Consider the following 12991-nt stretch of genomic DNA (forward strand, 5'->3'; position numbering starts at 1 on the left):
TGGATAAGTAATGAAACAGCCTCCGGCACACGTCTGTCCTACTGATACTTCTGCTCGCGGTAGCTGTTCGGGACGCCGCAAACGGCGTGAAAAAATGCTGGATGCCAGCGATATTCGTTTGCTGATGTTGCACTTCCTTGCGCAAAGTCCGGCCCACGGTTATGAACTGATTAAGTCCGTGGAAGAGCTTTCAAAAGGGGAATACTCACCCAGCCCAGGGATTATTTATCCTAATCTGACGTTGTTAGAAGAGACGGATGCCATCTCCGTGGTGGATGCACAGGCTTCCCGTAAAGCCTATAGCTTGAATAAAGCAGGCAGTGAAATCCTTGCTGAAAGCAGCGAACAGATCGCGAGCCTGATTCAGCGTTTGTCTTCCATGGCCGTTCTGGTGAATAACCGCAATATTCCCGATGTCGAAAAGTCTATTCATAATTTGCGCAGTGCGCTGAATTTACGACTGTCGCAGGAAAATATCTCTCAGGCATCACTGGATAAAGTGATTGCGGCGATGAACGAAGCGGCTGAAAAAATTGCATCATCCTGAGAATAAAACAAAATAATCCCATTAATCTATTTCTGAATGTTGCGCCATGAGGCTAATGGCGCACTTCTCTTTTCTTTAATTTACGTAAACCAAAAAGGTTTATTAGCCAGATGTAAACGGTAGTTTTATTTATTAATCTCAGGCGCTATTTTTCTCCCTGTTGCATTATTTTAATACCAGGAGAAAAACATGTCGCAAAATAATAAGTCCCCCGTTCACGATCTGCGCTCGGCAATTGCCCGCTTGCAAACCATCCCCGGTGAATATGTCTCAACCGATACCGAAGTGAATCCTGAAGCCGAACTGTCTGGGGTTTATCGCTATGTCGGGGCAGGCGGCACCTGTGAACGTCCAACCCGAAAGGGTCCGGCAATGATGTTTAACCAGGTGAAAGGCTTCCCCGGTGTGCGCGTAGTGACCGGAATGATGGCCACCCGCGAGCGTGTCGGGCATCTGCTGGATTGCCCACCAGAGAAGCTAGGCTTTTTGCTGCGTGAATCCGTGCATCACGCCGTGGACCCTGTCCTCACATCGGGCGGCGGCAAGCTGCTGGCAGTGATTCAGTTTAAAAAGGCCTCTCCCGTGGATGAAGGCCGCCAGCGCCAGGCGGCGATCATTGCCTTTGCGGCATTCCCTGAGCTGAAAAACGTCATTCTGGTGGATGAGGATGTCGATATCTTCGATACCGATGACATCTTGTGGGCGATGCAAACCCGCTATCAAGGGGATATCGACACCATCACGATCCCTGGCGTCCGCTGTCACCCGCTGGACCCTTCACAAATGCCGGAGTACAGCGCGAGCAACCTGGAACCGGGAATGACCACGAAAACCGTGTTCGACTGCACCGTGCCGTTTCACCTGAAACATCATTTCGAACGTTCGAAGTTCATGCATGTCGATGTGAAACGTTTTCTACCCGATTTTGAGTAATTGACATCCTCCCCGCCCTAAAGGGCAGGGATTCCTGCAGCCAGACGGCAATGTCCTGCCGCGAGTATGTTCTTTGCGGCGTTGACGTCGCGGTCATGAGTGATTCCGCACTCACAACAAGTCCATGCTCTTATTCGCAGACCTGCTCTACCTTTCGGACTGTTGTCGGAGATGGCTCCGCAACACGAACACGCCTGGGTGGAATACCTTTCGTTGACCACTTCAAACACCACTGACCGCGCTATCGCTTTGTATTCCAGTTGTGTTTTGAGCATCGCCCAGCCAGCGTCTAAAACGCTCTTCGCCATTCTGGTTTTGGCTAACTGGCTGCTGCTCACATCGCCGACGAAGATTGCCGCATGGCGGTTTACCAGCGCCGTGCTGTATTTATGCAGGGCATCTTTGCGGCGGTTCTTTATTTTTGCATGAATGGCGCGGACACGGGCTTTCTTGCCTGCCCGCTGCGCCTTGCCTAACGCGGGCTCCAGGTCACGATAGAAACGCCCTGCCTCCAGCGCTTCACCCTCTGACGGGGTGGCGTAGTCTTTTAATCCCAGGTCTATACCAACAGCAGTTGTGCCGGTGGTCGGCGCGGTGTCGACCTGCACGCAGATATTGAAGTACCAGCGCCCCCGGCTGTCTTCTGAAAAGCTCCCGGCGCGGAATGTGTAGCCGCTCAGGCCGTAGCTGTCCCAGACTTTAAGGAAGTGGCCTGCAAACTTCACGCAGCCGTTCTGCCACTGCGCCGCCCGTGATTTAAACGGGATCCAGCCCAGGGAACGGCGAGCGCCACCACTGACGCGCCAGCGCAGCCGGGAACGTTTACACTGTTTCCGTGCCTTGCCGTGGTCGGCGATCACTTCCTGTACGGTAGCGCTGCCGATGGTATAGCCACGTTCTTTCTGAATCCCCGCCGTGAGTTTTTGAACATCAAACGCCGATAGCCATCTGGGAACCTGCGGACCAAAAGCGCCCGCGTTGCTGTGTGCCGCGCTGGTTATCTCGTTTGCCAGATTAAAGACCTGATTGACCTCAAACGCCATCTGCCGCAATACGGCGGCGTGTTTGTCTTTAACCCTGACTGATAATGTTTTGGTCTGAATGCTCATGGCGAGCTAAATTACAGGTCAAAATTAAATCAATAAAGGTGAGTTTATCGCGTTAGCAGCAGAAAGATGACATGGCACCATTAAGACCTGCATAAACCTGCACGGAAGCCAAATACGCTGTGATCGCCGTCGTACTTCGCGGGTAGCGTGGGCGGAGCGCCACTTGAAGTCATTAAGAAATACATTGAGCAACAGAGCCGCCCTCATTAGCCCGCTTGCGCGGGCTTCGCTCTTCCTCCCCCACCTAAAAGGAAGGGGCTTCCCGCGAAAAGTCTTGGTGAAACACCGCTCAACCTGACTCACATTCGCATTGGGGGAGAAGGCACCTACGAAATCCTGCGTAGCAAGCTGTTTGATAGCCTGTCACAGGTGAACATCAGCATTAAGGTCTCTGAACCCAAACTGATTCTGGAGATGATGGAGCAGGGCTTTGACGGCGCGGCTTTTATCCCCCGCTCGGAATATGTCTCCAGCCCGCAAGGTCGCTATCTGGCCTGCCCGCTGGCCGAAAAATTTGCTATCTATCGGCCAGCGATTGTGACACTGAGTACGGCACAGGATCGCTTACTCTGGCTGCAGGATCACGAGCATTAAGCGCTGTAGCGTTACGCCTGCGGGTCCGCTTTCTTTTTATCTACATGTCCCAACGGACGATCCGGGAAGCAGTAATCGCGCACGCGCTGCTTAAGCGTCGAGGCGTCCGGGAAACCGCCATCTTGTTTGCGTTCCCAGATCAAATGCCCATCAATCCGGATCTCAAATACGCCACCGGTGCCGGGTTGCAGCGTGACGGCGGCGAGGTCATCGGCAAAGGTATGCAGCAGCTCTTGTGCCATCCAGGCGGAACGCAGCAGCCAGTTGCATTGCGTGCAGTAGAGCAGGGTAACAGTAGGTTTTTGTGACATGAGAGACTCCGAATCAGGCCTATTTTTCAGCGCGAAATTGAATTAGCAAATCGTGCGGTAAGATACATCTTAACGTAAAGATTATTGATAAGCATTCGTGTTTGCATTACATTTTTTGCCGAAATCATTCTTATCATAAAATAACTCATTACTTTATAACGGGTTTTTAAGTCCGTTTTTTGTCATCGGAAGCAAGCACCGTGAGCGAATACTAACAATTAAATCGGGTAATTCGCGTCTATGTCCTCAATTATTCAGGGATTAACTACACAACGTCTGTTCAAAACGGCGATACTGGCCTCGGCGATCCACGCGGCTTGCGGCTATGCTGCGACCAGCCAGGATCTGGCGATTTCTGACAAGAAAAGCGCGGGCAACGATCCAGTGCTTACCGTTACTGCGCCACTGGAGAAAAAGCCGGGTAGCCGTACGGTGATCACTGCCGATCAGCTGCAAAAGCAGGGATCGAACAATTTCGGCAACATCATGCGCTACCAGCCGCTGATCACAGCACCTGGTGCTGCGGGCGGCGGTAACACCGGTAAAAGTGGTTACACCGGTGACCGTGGCGGTTTCACCGGCTACAACATTCGTGGCCTGGAAGATAACCGTGTGTCCATCGACGTTGACGGGATTGAACTGCCGTTTGCCACCGGACGTAGCTCCGTGGGCCGTGCAGGCTCGAATACCTTTGGCATTGGCCGTGGCGATTACATCGATCCGTATGTCTACGGCCAGGTGGGCATTGTGGAAGGGGCGACTGACGTCTCTTACAAAAACAACGCCTTGGGCGGTTCAGTCTCCTTCCGTCCGAAATCACCAGACGATTACCTGACCCCGGAAAAACACACCTATTTCGGCTACCAGAGCGACTACGATTCTACCGATCGTAGCTGGCACAACGGCATCACCGCGGCTGGCGGCGATGAAACCCTGCGCGGTATTTTGGTTTACAGCCGCCGCGATGGTCAGCAAACCCGCAACAACAGCGGCACCATTGATGCCTATCCGGCCAACTGGCACTCTGATGCCTTCTCTGCCACCGGAATCTGGCAGCCAAACAGTGAGAATCAGCTGAGTGCCACGCTGGAGTTCTACCACAAAACCAGCCATACCAACTTTGACTACTGGGGCACTGGCACCACCTCGATCCTCGGGCGTGAAAACCAGAGCAGCAACACTCGCCGTTGGAGCGGTACGCTGCGCGACCTGTGGACGCCAGATAACAACCTGCTGATCGACAGCCTGGAAACCAGCCTCTCCTTCCAGCAGACCCAGGCACATGATGACAGTGCGATACCTGCCAATGGTTCGAGCAGTGCCTACAACATCTACTCTGATTACAACACCAAGACGCTGAGCCTGGAAACCAAGGGTGAGAAAAGTTGGGCGTTTAACAAATTCAGCTTTGGGATGAACGGCAGCACCAACACGACCGAGCGTCCATACTCGCAAAGCCCAGCGCAAAGCGTTTACAGCTATATTTCACCACCAGAAGCTAACAGCCGTACGCTGGCGTTTGGTGCGTTTGTCGAAGACACCATGAGCTGGGATCTGAACGGTCATACCTTCTCGATCATTCCAGGCGTGCGTTTCGCTTATCAGAACACCAAAGCGCAAGATTACTCAACGCTGGCAGGTGGCGCGGCGGATCTCTCTACCAGTGACATTGCCACGCTGTATGGTAAGCACTTCAATGATGCTCAGCTGCTGCCATCACTGGTGTTCCAGTATGACCTGACGCCGAAGCTGATGACTTACCTGCAGTACAAGCGTGGTGCACAGTTCCCGAACGCCAGCCAGCTTTACGGCTCATGGAACCTGTCGTCTAACTACTTGTCGGCTGCAAACGCACAATACGCGTTGATGGGTAATACTGACCTGAAAACTGAGACCAGTAATAACTTCGAGTTTGGTCTGAAAGGTGAAGCGGTTGAAGGCGTGGCGATCTCAGCAGCGACCTTCTACAACAGCTACAAAAACTTTATCGATTACACCCGTTATTCACGTAGTACTAGCCCGGAAGTCTTCACTGATATTCCGAGCAATATCTCCACCGCTTACCGCGCGGAGAACCGTGATAAAGCCTATATCTACGGCTTCGAGCTTGGCAGCAAGTTCAACTTCGGTACCTGGTTCCCACAGGTTAACGGCCTGAGTGCGAACCTGGGCTTCGGTTATGCGCAGGGCGCGTCTAAGTCCAGCTATCTGGGTGACAAATATGTTCCGCTGGAGAGCGTGCCACCGATTCGCCTGATCACCGGCGTTGCGTATGACGATCCAGAACAGCGTTTCGGTGGTGCAATTACCGCTACCTTTAACCACGGTAAGCGCGCAACCTATACGCAGCGTCAGACGTATACCAATTCAGGTTCATCGATCGGGACGACCAGCGATAGCTACTACCAGAACATCCCTGGCTACGCGCTGGTGGACCTGACCGCGTACTATCGTATCAGCAAGAATGTGAAGGTGAGCGGGGGGATCTACAACCTGACCGATCGTAAATACTGGGATTACCTCAGCAACCGCGATCTGGAGTCTACCTCCAGCAAAACCGACCAGAATTACTATGACTCACAGCTTTCAATGGCGCCGGGTCGCACCTTCCAACTGGGTGTGAACGTCGACTTCTAATAACACAGTCTGCCCTGCGGTAACGCAGGGCATTTATATGGAGCAATGATATGAATCCGACTTATCAACAATACCTGGCGCTGAAAACAGAACATCCAAAAAAATATGCGCGCGACCTGGCTACCCTGATGGGTATTGGTGAAGCCCAGCTGTGTGAAGCACGCGTTGGCGTGGATGCACAGGCATTGAATACCGATTTCCCGGCGCTGCTGGCGGCCCTGGAAGCGGTAGGCGAAACCAAAAGCATTACCCGTAATGAGTACGCTGTACATGAGCAGGTCGGTCATTACACCAACTTGCGTCTGGGTGAACATGCGGGTCTGGTGCTCAATCCGCGTGCGCTCGATCAGCGTTTATTCCCTTCTCAGTGGCACAGTGCTTTTGCCCTGAGCGAACAGAGCCCGCGTGGCGAACGCCATAGCGTGCAAATTTTTGATCGCCACGGTGATGCGGTACTGAAGATCTATACCACCGAGAATACCGACATGGCAGCCTGGCAGGCGTTGATCGCACAGTTCAGCACTGCTAACCCTGAAGCACTCGAATGGGTGCCAGCGGCGGCTAACAGTTGGGCGCAAGAGGTTGATGCCGCAGCGCTGGATAGCGCATGGCGTGAAATGACCGATGTGCATCAGTTCTTTGGCCTGTTGAAGCGTCATAACATCTCACGCCAGCAGGCTTTCCGTGCGGTAGGCGACGATCTGGCGCGCCAGGTCAGCAACGATGCGCTGGCTCAGATCCTGAACCTGGCGCAGCAGGATGCCAACGAGATCATGATCTTTATCGGCAACCGTGGCTGCACGCAGATCTTCACCGGTGCGATCGAAAAACTGATGCCGATGGAGAACTGGATCAACGTCTTCAACAGCACCTTCACCCTGCATCTGATGGAAAATCACATCAGTGAGAGCTGGGTAACCCGTAAACCCAGCGGAGATGGCTATGTAACCAGCCTTGAGCTGTTTGCCGCAGATGGCACCCAGATTGCGCAGCTGTACGGCCAGCGCACGGAAGGGACGCCAGAGCAAGCACGTTGGCGTGAGCAGTTAGAGACCCTGGCGGTGGCAGGGGAGGCAGCATGAAGCGTTTAAGCTTGCTGTTACTGCTGGTTGCGCTGCCTACCCTGGCGGCTGAACGTGTGGTGTCGATTGGCGGTGATGTCACCCAGATTGTGTATGCGCTGGGGGCGCAGCAAGATCTGGTGGCGCGTGATAGCACCAGCATGCAGCCAGCACAGGCCACTAAGCTGCCCGATATCGGCTATATGCGTCAGCTGAATGCAGAAGGCATTCTGGCGCTGCATCCCACGCTGGTATTAGCCAGCGAGCAGGCCAAGCCTTCGTTGGTCTTGCAGCAGCTGAGTCAGTCTGGCGTGAAGGTGGTTGAGGTCACGGGAGATAACAGCTTGCAGGCGATCTCCAGCAAAATTTCGACCATCGGCAAGGCGTTGCATCATGAGCAGGAAGCAACGGAACTGGAAGCCAAAGTGTCGAAGCAGCTGGCCCAACTCTCTCATCAGCCATTGCCGGTGAAAGTGCTGTTTATTATGTCTCACAGTGGAATGAAAGCGATGGCCGCAGGGACACAAACTGCGGCAGACAGCGCGATCCACGAGGCGGGCCTGGTGAATGCGATGGCGGCAGTGCCCCATTATAAGGAGCTTTCACAGGAAGGTGTGGTGGCGGCAGCTCCGGATCTGGTGGTGGTGGGCTCTGATGGCCTGCAAAGTTTCGGCGGTGAAGAGAAAGTGTGGCAGCTGCCAGGCCTGGCGCTGACTCCAGCCGGGAAGCACCATAATCTGCTCGTGGTCGATGAGATGGCGCTGCTCGGCTTTGGTCTGGATACGCCTAAGGCGATTGTGCAATTGCGTAAAGCGGCTGAATCACTGAAACATGAGTAAAGGGTCGCTAACACGCTGGCTGTTACTCATGCTGGTATTGCTGGTGGTGGCGATGGTGATCGCCGCCAATCTCGGTGCGATGCGGCTCTCTATCCCAGCGCTGTACCGCGCGCCGTTAAGTGATATCAGTTGGCAAGTCTGGCTGAATATTCGCTTACCCCGTGTGCTGTTAGCCGTGCTGTTGGGGATGGCGCTGGCGGTGTCGGGTGCAGTGATGCAGGGGCTGTTTCGTAACCCGTTAGCCGATCCTGGATTATTGGGGATCAGCAGCGGTGCCAGCCTTGCCGTGGCGATATCGATTATCTTGCCACTGGCTTTGCCGCCTTTTCTGGCCCTGTGGCTACCAATGATTGCCGCCTTTATCGGCAGCTTGCTGGTGACGCTGCTGATTTTCAGCTTTAGCCGCTTAGCACGGGGTAATCTCTCCCGGTTGCTGCTGGTTGGAATTGCGATTAATGCGTTATGCGGCGCAGCGGTGGGCGTACTCTCCTGGCTGAGCAATGATGCCCAACTGCGGACGTTATCGCTGTGGGGCATGGGCAGCCTGGGTCAGGCGCAGTGGCCTGCACTGGCGGTATGCGGTGTGTTAATCATCCCGGCCTTGTTGATGATGCAGCTACTCGCACGTTCGCTCAATTTGCTGCAGTTAGGTGAGGAAGATGCGCATTATATGGGCGTGGATGTGAAACGCACCCAGCGCAAATTACTCATTCTCAGTGCATTACTGGTAGGCACTGCCGTTTCGGTGAGCGGCATTATTGGCTTTGTCGGGCTGGTGGTTCCCCATCTGATGCGCTTTGTTCTTGGCAGCGATCATCGCTGGATGTTGCCTGGCTCAGCATTGGCCGGTGCCATCTTGCTACTGTTGGCGGATACGCTGGCGCGCACGGTGGTGATCCCGGCTGAAATGCCGGTAGGTCTGTTGACCAGCCTGATTGGTGGCCCCTGGTTCCTGTGGCAGATCTTGCAACGGCAGCGAGGGATTGAGGAATGATCGATACGCTTCATGCTGAAAATCTGACTTATACGCGTGGATCGCGCAAGTTGATTGACGATCTTAATGTCACGCTCTATCCCGGTGAAATGGTGGCGCTGATTGGCCCGAACGGTGCCGGTAAGTCGACATTGTTGCGTCTGTTGACCGGCTTTTTACCTGCGGACAGCGGGGAATGTCGTTTGGGGCAGCAGGCGCTGACGGAGTGGGATCGGGCAAAGCTGGCACAACGCCGTGCGGTGATGCGTCAGCAGAATGTGATGACGTTTTCTCAACCCGCTGAGGATGTGGTGGCGATGGGACGTGCGCCCTGGCCTTCGCTGCACAGTGCCAGCATTGTGCAGCAGGTGATGGCCATGACCGGCTGCGATGAACTGGCAAAGCGTGACTATCGCCAGCTCAGTGGGGGTGAGCAGCAGCGGGTACAGTTGGCGCGCGTGCTTAGCCAGTTGTGGCAAGACGACGCACCGCAAGGTTGGCTGTTTCTGGATGAGCCAACTTCCGCATTGGATCTGTACTGGCAGCAGCAAACCCTGCGTCTGTTGCATAAGCTAACGCGTCAGCCCCGTTTGAGCGTGTGTGCCGTGGTACACGATCTCAATCTGGCGTCGTTGTGGGCTGACCGTATTTTGCTGTTGCATCAGGGTAAGTTAGTCGCGCAGGGCACGCCACAAGAGGTGATGACCGAAGACGTACTGACCCGCTGGTATCAGGCGGATGTTCAGGTGACTCGCAATGAAGAGAATGGCCGACCGCATATTCAGCTCAGGCAGTGAGTGGGATAGGGCAGTCAGTTGTAATGCTTCTGCGTCAGAAGCCGTTATGGGCTTGGGGGCCAGTGCGCTGCCCCATTTCCCTGAAGATCGGAAGTGTCTCGGTGCTGGTTTAGACCTTGGTTTCTCAGTGCTGGTTTAGACTTTGGGTTCTCGGTGCTGAAAAGCCGCTGTGGATTCAGGTGGCAGGTCAGACAATGGGGGGTATGACCGCAAAGGAATCTGCATCCCTACGATCCGCTGGCACATCCATATGCCAGAGGCATTTGCTATCATACCCCCCATTATCTTCCCAACGGCAGCAGTGCGGCTGCCACAGGCTTGAGCCGTTGGTGAGTTTTAATATTCATCTTCCAGACGGCCTACTTTCAGACAACCGCATCGTATGGATTTCGGAGGGCAGGGTAATCGGAGCGAGCCACGTCGCAGCCCGATTGCCCTGACAGGCCGAGGTATCTGGGTTTCACAGACAAGTGTTTTGACCTCAACCTCACCCTCCAGTCATCAGCGCTGGCAGTCCACAATCAGGCGGCCACGTACTTTCCCGGCGAGTAAATCTTCAGCACCCTTCACTGCTTCACTCAGCGGGATCACCTGAGTCATCTTATCCAGCAAAGTGCCATCGGTCAGTTCGGCGAGGCGCTGCCATGCCTGCTCACGACGCGCCAGTGGACACATCACACTATCAACGCCTGCCAGGGTGACACCGCGTAAAATAAAGGGCGCGACGCTGGTGGGTAAATCGAGCCCCTGCGCCATGCCGCATGCGGCGACAACGCCATCTCGCTGGATGCCAGCCAGCACATTACTCAACGTATGGCTGCCCACGCTATCAATCGCGGCGGCCCAACGCTCTTTCGCTAACGGCTTGCCGGGCTGGCTCAACTCGCTGCGATCCAACACCTGCACGGCCCCCAGTGTTTCAATCAAATACTGCTCGTCACTGGCGCGTCCGCTGGCCGCAATCACCTCGAACCCGAGACGCGCCAACAAACTCACGCTAAAACTCCCGACTCCCCCACTGGCTCCGGTCACCAATACAGGACCACGTTCTGGGGTGATCCCCTGACGCTCTAACGCCATGACACACAGCATGGCGGTAAAGCCTGCGGTGCCGATCGCCATCGCATGTTGAGCACGTAATCCTGCGGGTAACGGCACCAGCCACTCACCTGAAACGCGGGCTTTCTGTGCCAGCCCGCCCCAATGTTTCTCTCCTACGCCCCAGCCGGTCAAAATGGCACTGGTATTCTTCTCCCACTTCGGGTGATCGCTGGCGAGCACGTCACCCACAAAATCAATGCCCGGCACCAGCGGAAACTGGCGCACAATCGGCCCTTTATTCAGGATGGCTAACGCGTCTTTATAGTTCAGCGTGGAGTAGCGCACATTGAGCGTCACATCTTGCTGAGGTAACTGTGCGTCATCGAGTGTTTTCAGTGTGGTGCGATAACCTTGCTCATCGTTATCAATAACTAACGCCTTGAACATGCAGCCTCCGGCTTAAGGATCGAAAAGTTACAGCCATACTACGCTCGCCTATCGCCAGACGTAAAATAGCGATCGCGACCATTAGATATTCTGATGACGTATTAAAAATTTAAATTTCATCTAATGATTTACTCCCCTTATACTGCGCGCAGACCACTCGTTTACAGGAATGAATATTGTGTTATCCGTTTATTTTCAAGGTGTTGCTCTGGGTGCTTCGCTGATTTTACCGCTTGGCCCACAGAATGCGTTTGTCATGAACCAGGGCGTTAAGCGTCAGTATCACCTGATGACGGCTCTGTTGTGTACTTTGAGTGATATTGCGCTGATTTGCGGCGGCATCTTTGGCGGTAGTGCGCTGCTTTTGCAGTCGCCCCTGTTGCTGCAACTGATTACCTGGGCTGGTGTCGCCTTCCTGCTCTGGTATGGCTGGGGTGCATTGCGTACGGCGGTCAGTGGCAACGTCAACTTTGCCGATGAAACGGTGCTGAATCAGGGGCGCTGGCGCATTATTGCGACCATGATGGCGGTAACCTGGCTCAACCCTCACGTCTATATTGATACCTTTGTTGTGCTCGGCAGCATTGGGGGGCAACTCCCGGATGCGCTGGCGCGTCGCTGGTTCGCACTCGGCACGGTAACGGCTTCTCTGCTATGGTTCTTTGGTCTCGCCCTGATGGCAGCCTGGCTGGCACCGCTATTACGCACGGTTCGCGCTCAGCGCATCATTAACCTGCTGGTCGGCAGTGTAATGTGGCTCATCGCTTTTCAACTGGCTCGCCAGGGGATTGCGGCGTTTTAAGCGCAGGAAAGTCGCGGTGGCGGAAAATCTTTGCTTAAATCAAAAACTCAGACCATCACGCACAGAAATTTGTTGCTGGCCTCGCCATAATGGCCGCCAGCAAACAAATGCTTCAAGGAGGAGTTATTCAATGAAACTGAAAGCCCTGGCGCTGGCCGCCACTTTTGCCACTGGCGCACTGCCATTACTGACTTCTGCGGATGAACTGCCTAATGGCCCCCATGTGGTGACCTCAGGCCAGGCAACGGTGGATGCCAAACCCGATATCGCTACGTTATCCATTGTGGTCAACGTCTCTTCTAAAGAGGCTGCGGATGCGAAAAAGCAAGCCGACGATCGCGTGGCACAATATTTTGATTTCCTGAATAAAAACGGTATCGAGAAAAAAGACATTGATGCCGCTAACCTCAGCACCCAGCCGGAATATGACTACACCAAAGAGGGCAGTGCGGTCCTGAAAGGCTATCGTGCGGTGCGTCAGGTACAGGTCACGCTGCGGAAACTGGACAAGCTTAACGAACTGTTGGACGGCGCGCTGAAAACCGGCCTGAATGAAATCCGTTCCGTTGAATTGGGCGTGACCCACCCTGAGACTTACAAAGATCAGGCGCGCAAGGCCGCGATCCAGAATGCTACCCAACAGGCAGCGGCGTTGGCTGAAGGCTTCAATGCCAAACTCGGCCCGGTCTACAGCATTCGCTATCACGTGGCGAACTATCAGCCGATGCCAATGGCGCGCATGTACAAAGCGGCGGCGGCATCAGCGGATACCACGGCACAGCAAACCTACGAACAGCAAAGCATTCACTTCGACGATCAGGTTGATGTGGTGTTTGATATCAAACCGAACACCCCATAACTCGCAGGTAAAAAAAAAGCCCGTTCAACGGGCTTTTTTTC

13 protein-coding genes and 1 pseudogene are annotated in these 12991 nt (G+C 54.4%); 11 read left to right on the forward strand and 3 right to left on the reverse strand.

Annotation, left to right across the window (positions count from 1 at the left end):
• Positions 1–10: 10 nt before the first annotated feature.
• Together F3J40_RS16340 and F3J40_RS16345 are read left to right on the forward strand one after the other, a co-directional pair.
• On the forward strand, positions 11–547 hold the full coding sequence (locus F3J40_RS16340) for a PadR family transcriptional regulator (RefSeq protein WP_240155496.1): 537 nt from the start codon (positions 11–13) through the stop codon (positions 545–547).
• 189 nt (positions 548–736) lie between these two features.
• Positions 737–1480, forward strand: coding sequence for a UbiD family decarboxylase (locus tag F3J40_RS16345; protein ID WP_167016275.1), 744 nt, complete (start codon positions 737–739; stop codon positions 1478–1480).
• A gap of 17 nt (positions 1481–1497) precedes the next feature.
• Here F3J40_RS16345 and F3J40_RS16350 read toward each other — a convergent pair whose 3' ends face one another.
• Complete coding sequence (locus F3J40_RS16350) at positions 1498–2589, reverse strand: RNA-guided endonuclease InsQ/TnpB family protein (RefSeq protein WP_167016278.1); 1092 nt, start codon at positions 2587–2589, stop codon at positions 1498–1500.
• A 123-nt stretch (positions 2590–2712) separates the two neighbouring features.
• Here F3J40_RS16350 and F3J40_RS16355 point away from each other — a divergent pair.
• A pseudogene (locus F3J40_RS16355) lies at positions 2713–2799 on the forward strand (transposase); the annotation flags it as partial.
• A gap of 159 nt (positions 2800–2958) precedes the next feature.
• The gene (locus tag F3J40_RS16360) at positions 2959–3183 is read left to right on the forward strand and encodes a hypothetical protein (protein WP_205297399.1); all 225 of its coding nucleotides are present in this window, start codon (positions 2959–2961) and stop codon (positions 3181–3183) included.
• 11 nt (positions 3184–3194) lie between these two features.
• Here F3J40_RS16360 and F3J40_RS16365 read toward each other — a convergent pair whose 3' ends face one another.
• Positions 3195–3494: an Rdx family protein gene (locus tag F3J40_RS16365; protein WP_017349727.1), complete on the reverse strand. Its 300-nt coding sequence runs from the start codon at positions 3492–3494 to the stop codon at positions 3195–3197.
• A gap of 240 nt (positions 3495–3734) precedes the next feature.
• Between F3J40_RS16365 and F3J40_RS16370 the strand changes: the two genes are divergently transcribed.
• The 5 genes from F3J40_RS16370 to F3J40_RS16390 are packed head-to-tail and all read left to right on the forward strand — an operon-like array spanning position 3735 to position 9801.
• Positions 3735–6131 carry a TonB-dependent receptor domain-containing protein gene (locus F3J40_RS16370; RefSeq protein WP_167016280.1) on the forward strand — a complete coding sequence of 799 codons (2397 nt, stop codon included), beginning with the start codon at positions 3735–3737 and terminating at the stop codon, positions 6129–6131.
• A gap of 50 nt (positions 6132–6181) precedes the next feature.
• Positions 6182–7213 (forward strand): hemin-degrading factor, encoded by a 1032-nt coding sequence (locus tag F3J40_RS16375; protein ID WP_017349725.1) that lies wholly within the window; start codon positions 6182–6184, stop codon positions 7211–7213.
• Positions 7210–8031 carry a heme/hemin ABC transporter substrate-binding protein gene (locus F3J40_RS16380; protein ID WP_167016282.1) on the forward strand — a complete coding sequence of 274 codons (822 nt, stop codon included), beginning with the start codon at positions 7210–7212 and terminating at the stop codon, positions 8029–8031. Before F3J40_RS16375 ends, F3J40_RS16380 begins: the two co-directional genes overlap by 4 nt.
• Positions 8024–9025 (forward strand): FecCD family ABC transporter permease, encoded by a 1002-nt coding sequence (locus F3J40_RS16385; protein WP_167016284.1) that lies wholly within the window; start codon positions 8024–8026, stop codon positions 9023–9025. The genes F3J40_RS16380 and F3J40_RS16385 overlap by 8 nt, the downstream gene beginning before the upstream one ends.
• A complete protein-coding gene (locus F3J40_RS16390) occupies positions 9022–9801 on the forward strand; it encodes a heme ABC transporter ATP-binding protein (protein WP_167016286.1) in 780 nt (259 codons plus the stop codon). The genes F3J40_RS16385 and F3J40_RS16390 overlap by 4 nt, the downstream gene beginning before the upstream one ends.
• A gap of 501 nt (positions 9802–10302) precedes the next feature.
• Here the strand turns inward: F3J40_RS16390 and acuI are convergent.
• Entirely contained in the window at positions 10303–11289 is a 987-nt protein-coding gene (gene acuI / locus F3J40_RS16395) for an acrylyl-CoA reductase (NADPH) (RefSeq protein ID WP_167016288.1), read from the reverse strand.
• Positions 11290–11467: 178 nt separating this feature from the next.
• Between acuI and argO the strand changes: the two genes are divergently transcribed.
• Together argO and F3J40_RS16405 are read left to right on the forward strand one after the other, a co-directional pair.
• Positions 11468–12091: an arginine exporter ArgO gene (argO, locus tag F3J40_RS16400; protein WP_017349299.1), complete on the forward strand. Its 624-nt coding sequence runs from the start codon at positions 11468–11470 to the stop codon at positions 12089–12091.
• Positions 12092–12221: 130 nt separating this feature from the next.
• Positions 12222–12950 carry an oxidative stress defense protein gene (locus F3J40_RS16405; RefSeq protein WP_017349298.1) on the forward strand — a complete coding sequence of 243 codons (729 nt, stop codon included), beginning with the start codon at positions 12222–12224 and terminating at the stop codon, positions 12948–12950.
• The last annotated feature ends 41 nt before the right edge of the window (positions 12951–12991 follow it).

The organism is Candidatus Pantoea multigeneris, assembly GCF_011752615.1.
Lineage (GTDB): Bacteria > Pseudomonadota > Gammaproteobacteria > Enterobacterales > Enterobacteriaceae > Pantoea > Pantoea multigeneris.

Bases quoted from the DNA above. Each gene is read 5' to 3' on its own strand.
- F3J40_RS16340 (WP_240155496.1), top strand. From the start codon at position 11: ATGAAACAGCCTCCGGCACACGTCTGTCCTACTGATACTTCTGCTCGC.
- F3J40_RS16345 (WP_167016275.1), top strand. From the start codon at position 737: ATGTCGCAAAATAATAAGTCCCCCGTTCACGATCTGCGCTCGGCAATT.
- F3J40_RS16350 (WP_167016278.1), bottom strand. From the start codon at position 2,589: ATGAGCATTCAGACCAAAACATTATCAGTCAGGGTTAAAGACAAACAC.
- F3J40_RS16365 (WP_017349727.1), bottom strand. From the start codon at position 3,494: ATGTCACAAAAACCTACTGTTACCCTGCTCTACTGCACGCAATGCAAC.
- F3J40_RS16370 (WP_167016280.1), top strand. From the start codon at position 3,735: ATGTCCTCAATTATTCAGGGATTAACTACACAACGTCTGTTCAAAACG.
- F3J40_RS16375 (WP_017349725.1), top strand. From the start codon at position 6,182: ATGAATCCGACTTATCAACAATACCTGGCGCTGAAAACAGAACATCCA.
- F3J40_RS16380 (WP_167016282.1), top strand. From the start codon at position 7,210: ATGAAGCGTTTAAGCTTGCTGTTACTGCTGGTTGCGCTGCCTACCCTG.
- F3J40_RS16385 (WP_167016284.1), top strand. From the start codon at position 8,024: ATGAGTAAAGGGTCGCTAACACGCTGGCTGTTACTCATGCTGGTATTG.
- F3J40_RS16390 (WP_167016286.1), top strand. From the start codon at position 9,022: ATGATCGATACGCTTCATGCTGAAAATCTGACTTATACGCGTGGATCG.
- acuI (WP_167016288.1), bottom strand. From the start codon at position 11,289: ATGTTCAAGGCGTTAGTTATTGATAACGATGAGCAAGGTTATCGCACC.
- F3J40_RS16405 (WP_017349298.1), top strand. From the start codon at position 12,222: ATGAAACTGAAAGCCCTGGCGCTGGCCGCCACTTTTGCCACTGGCGCA.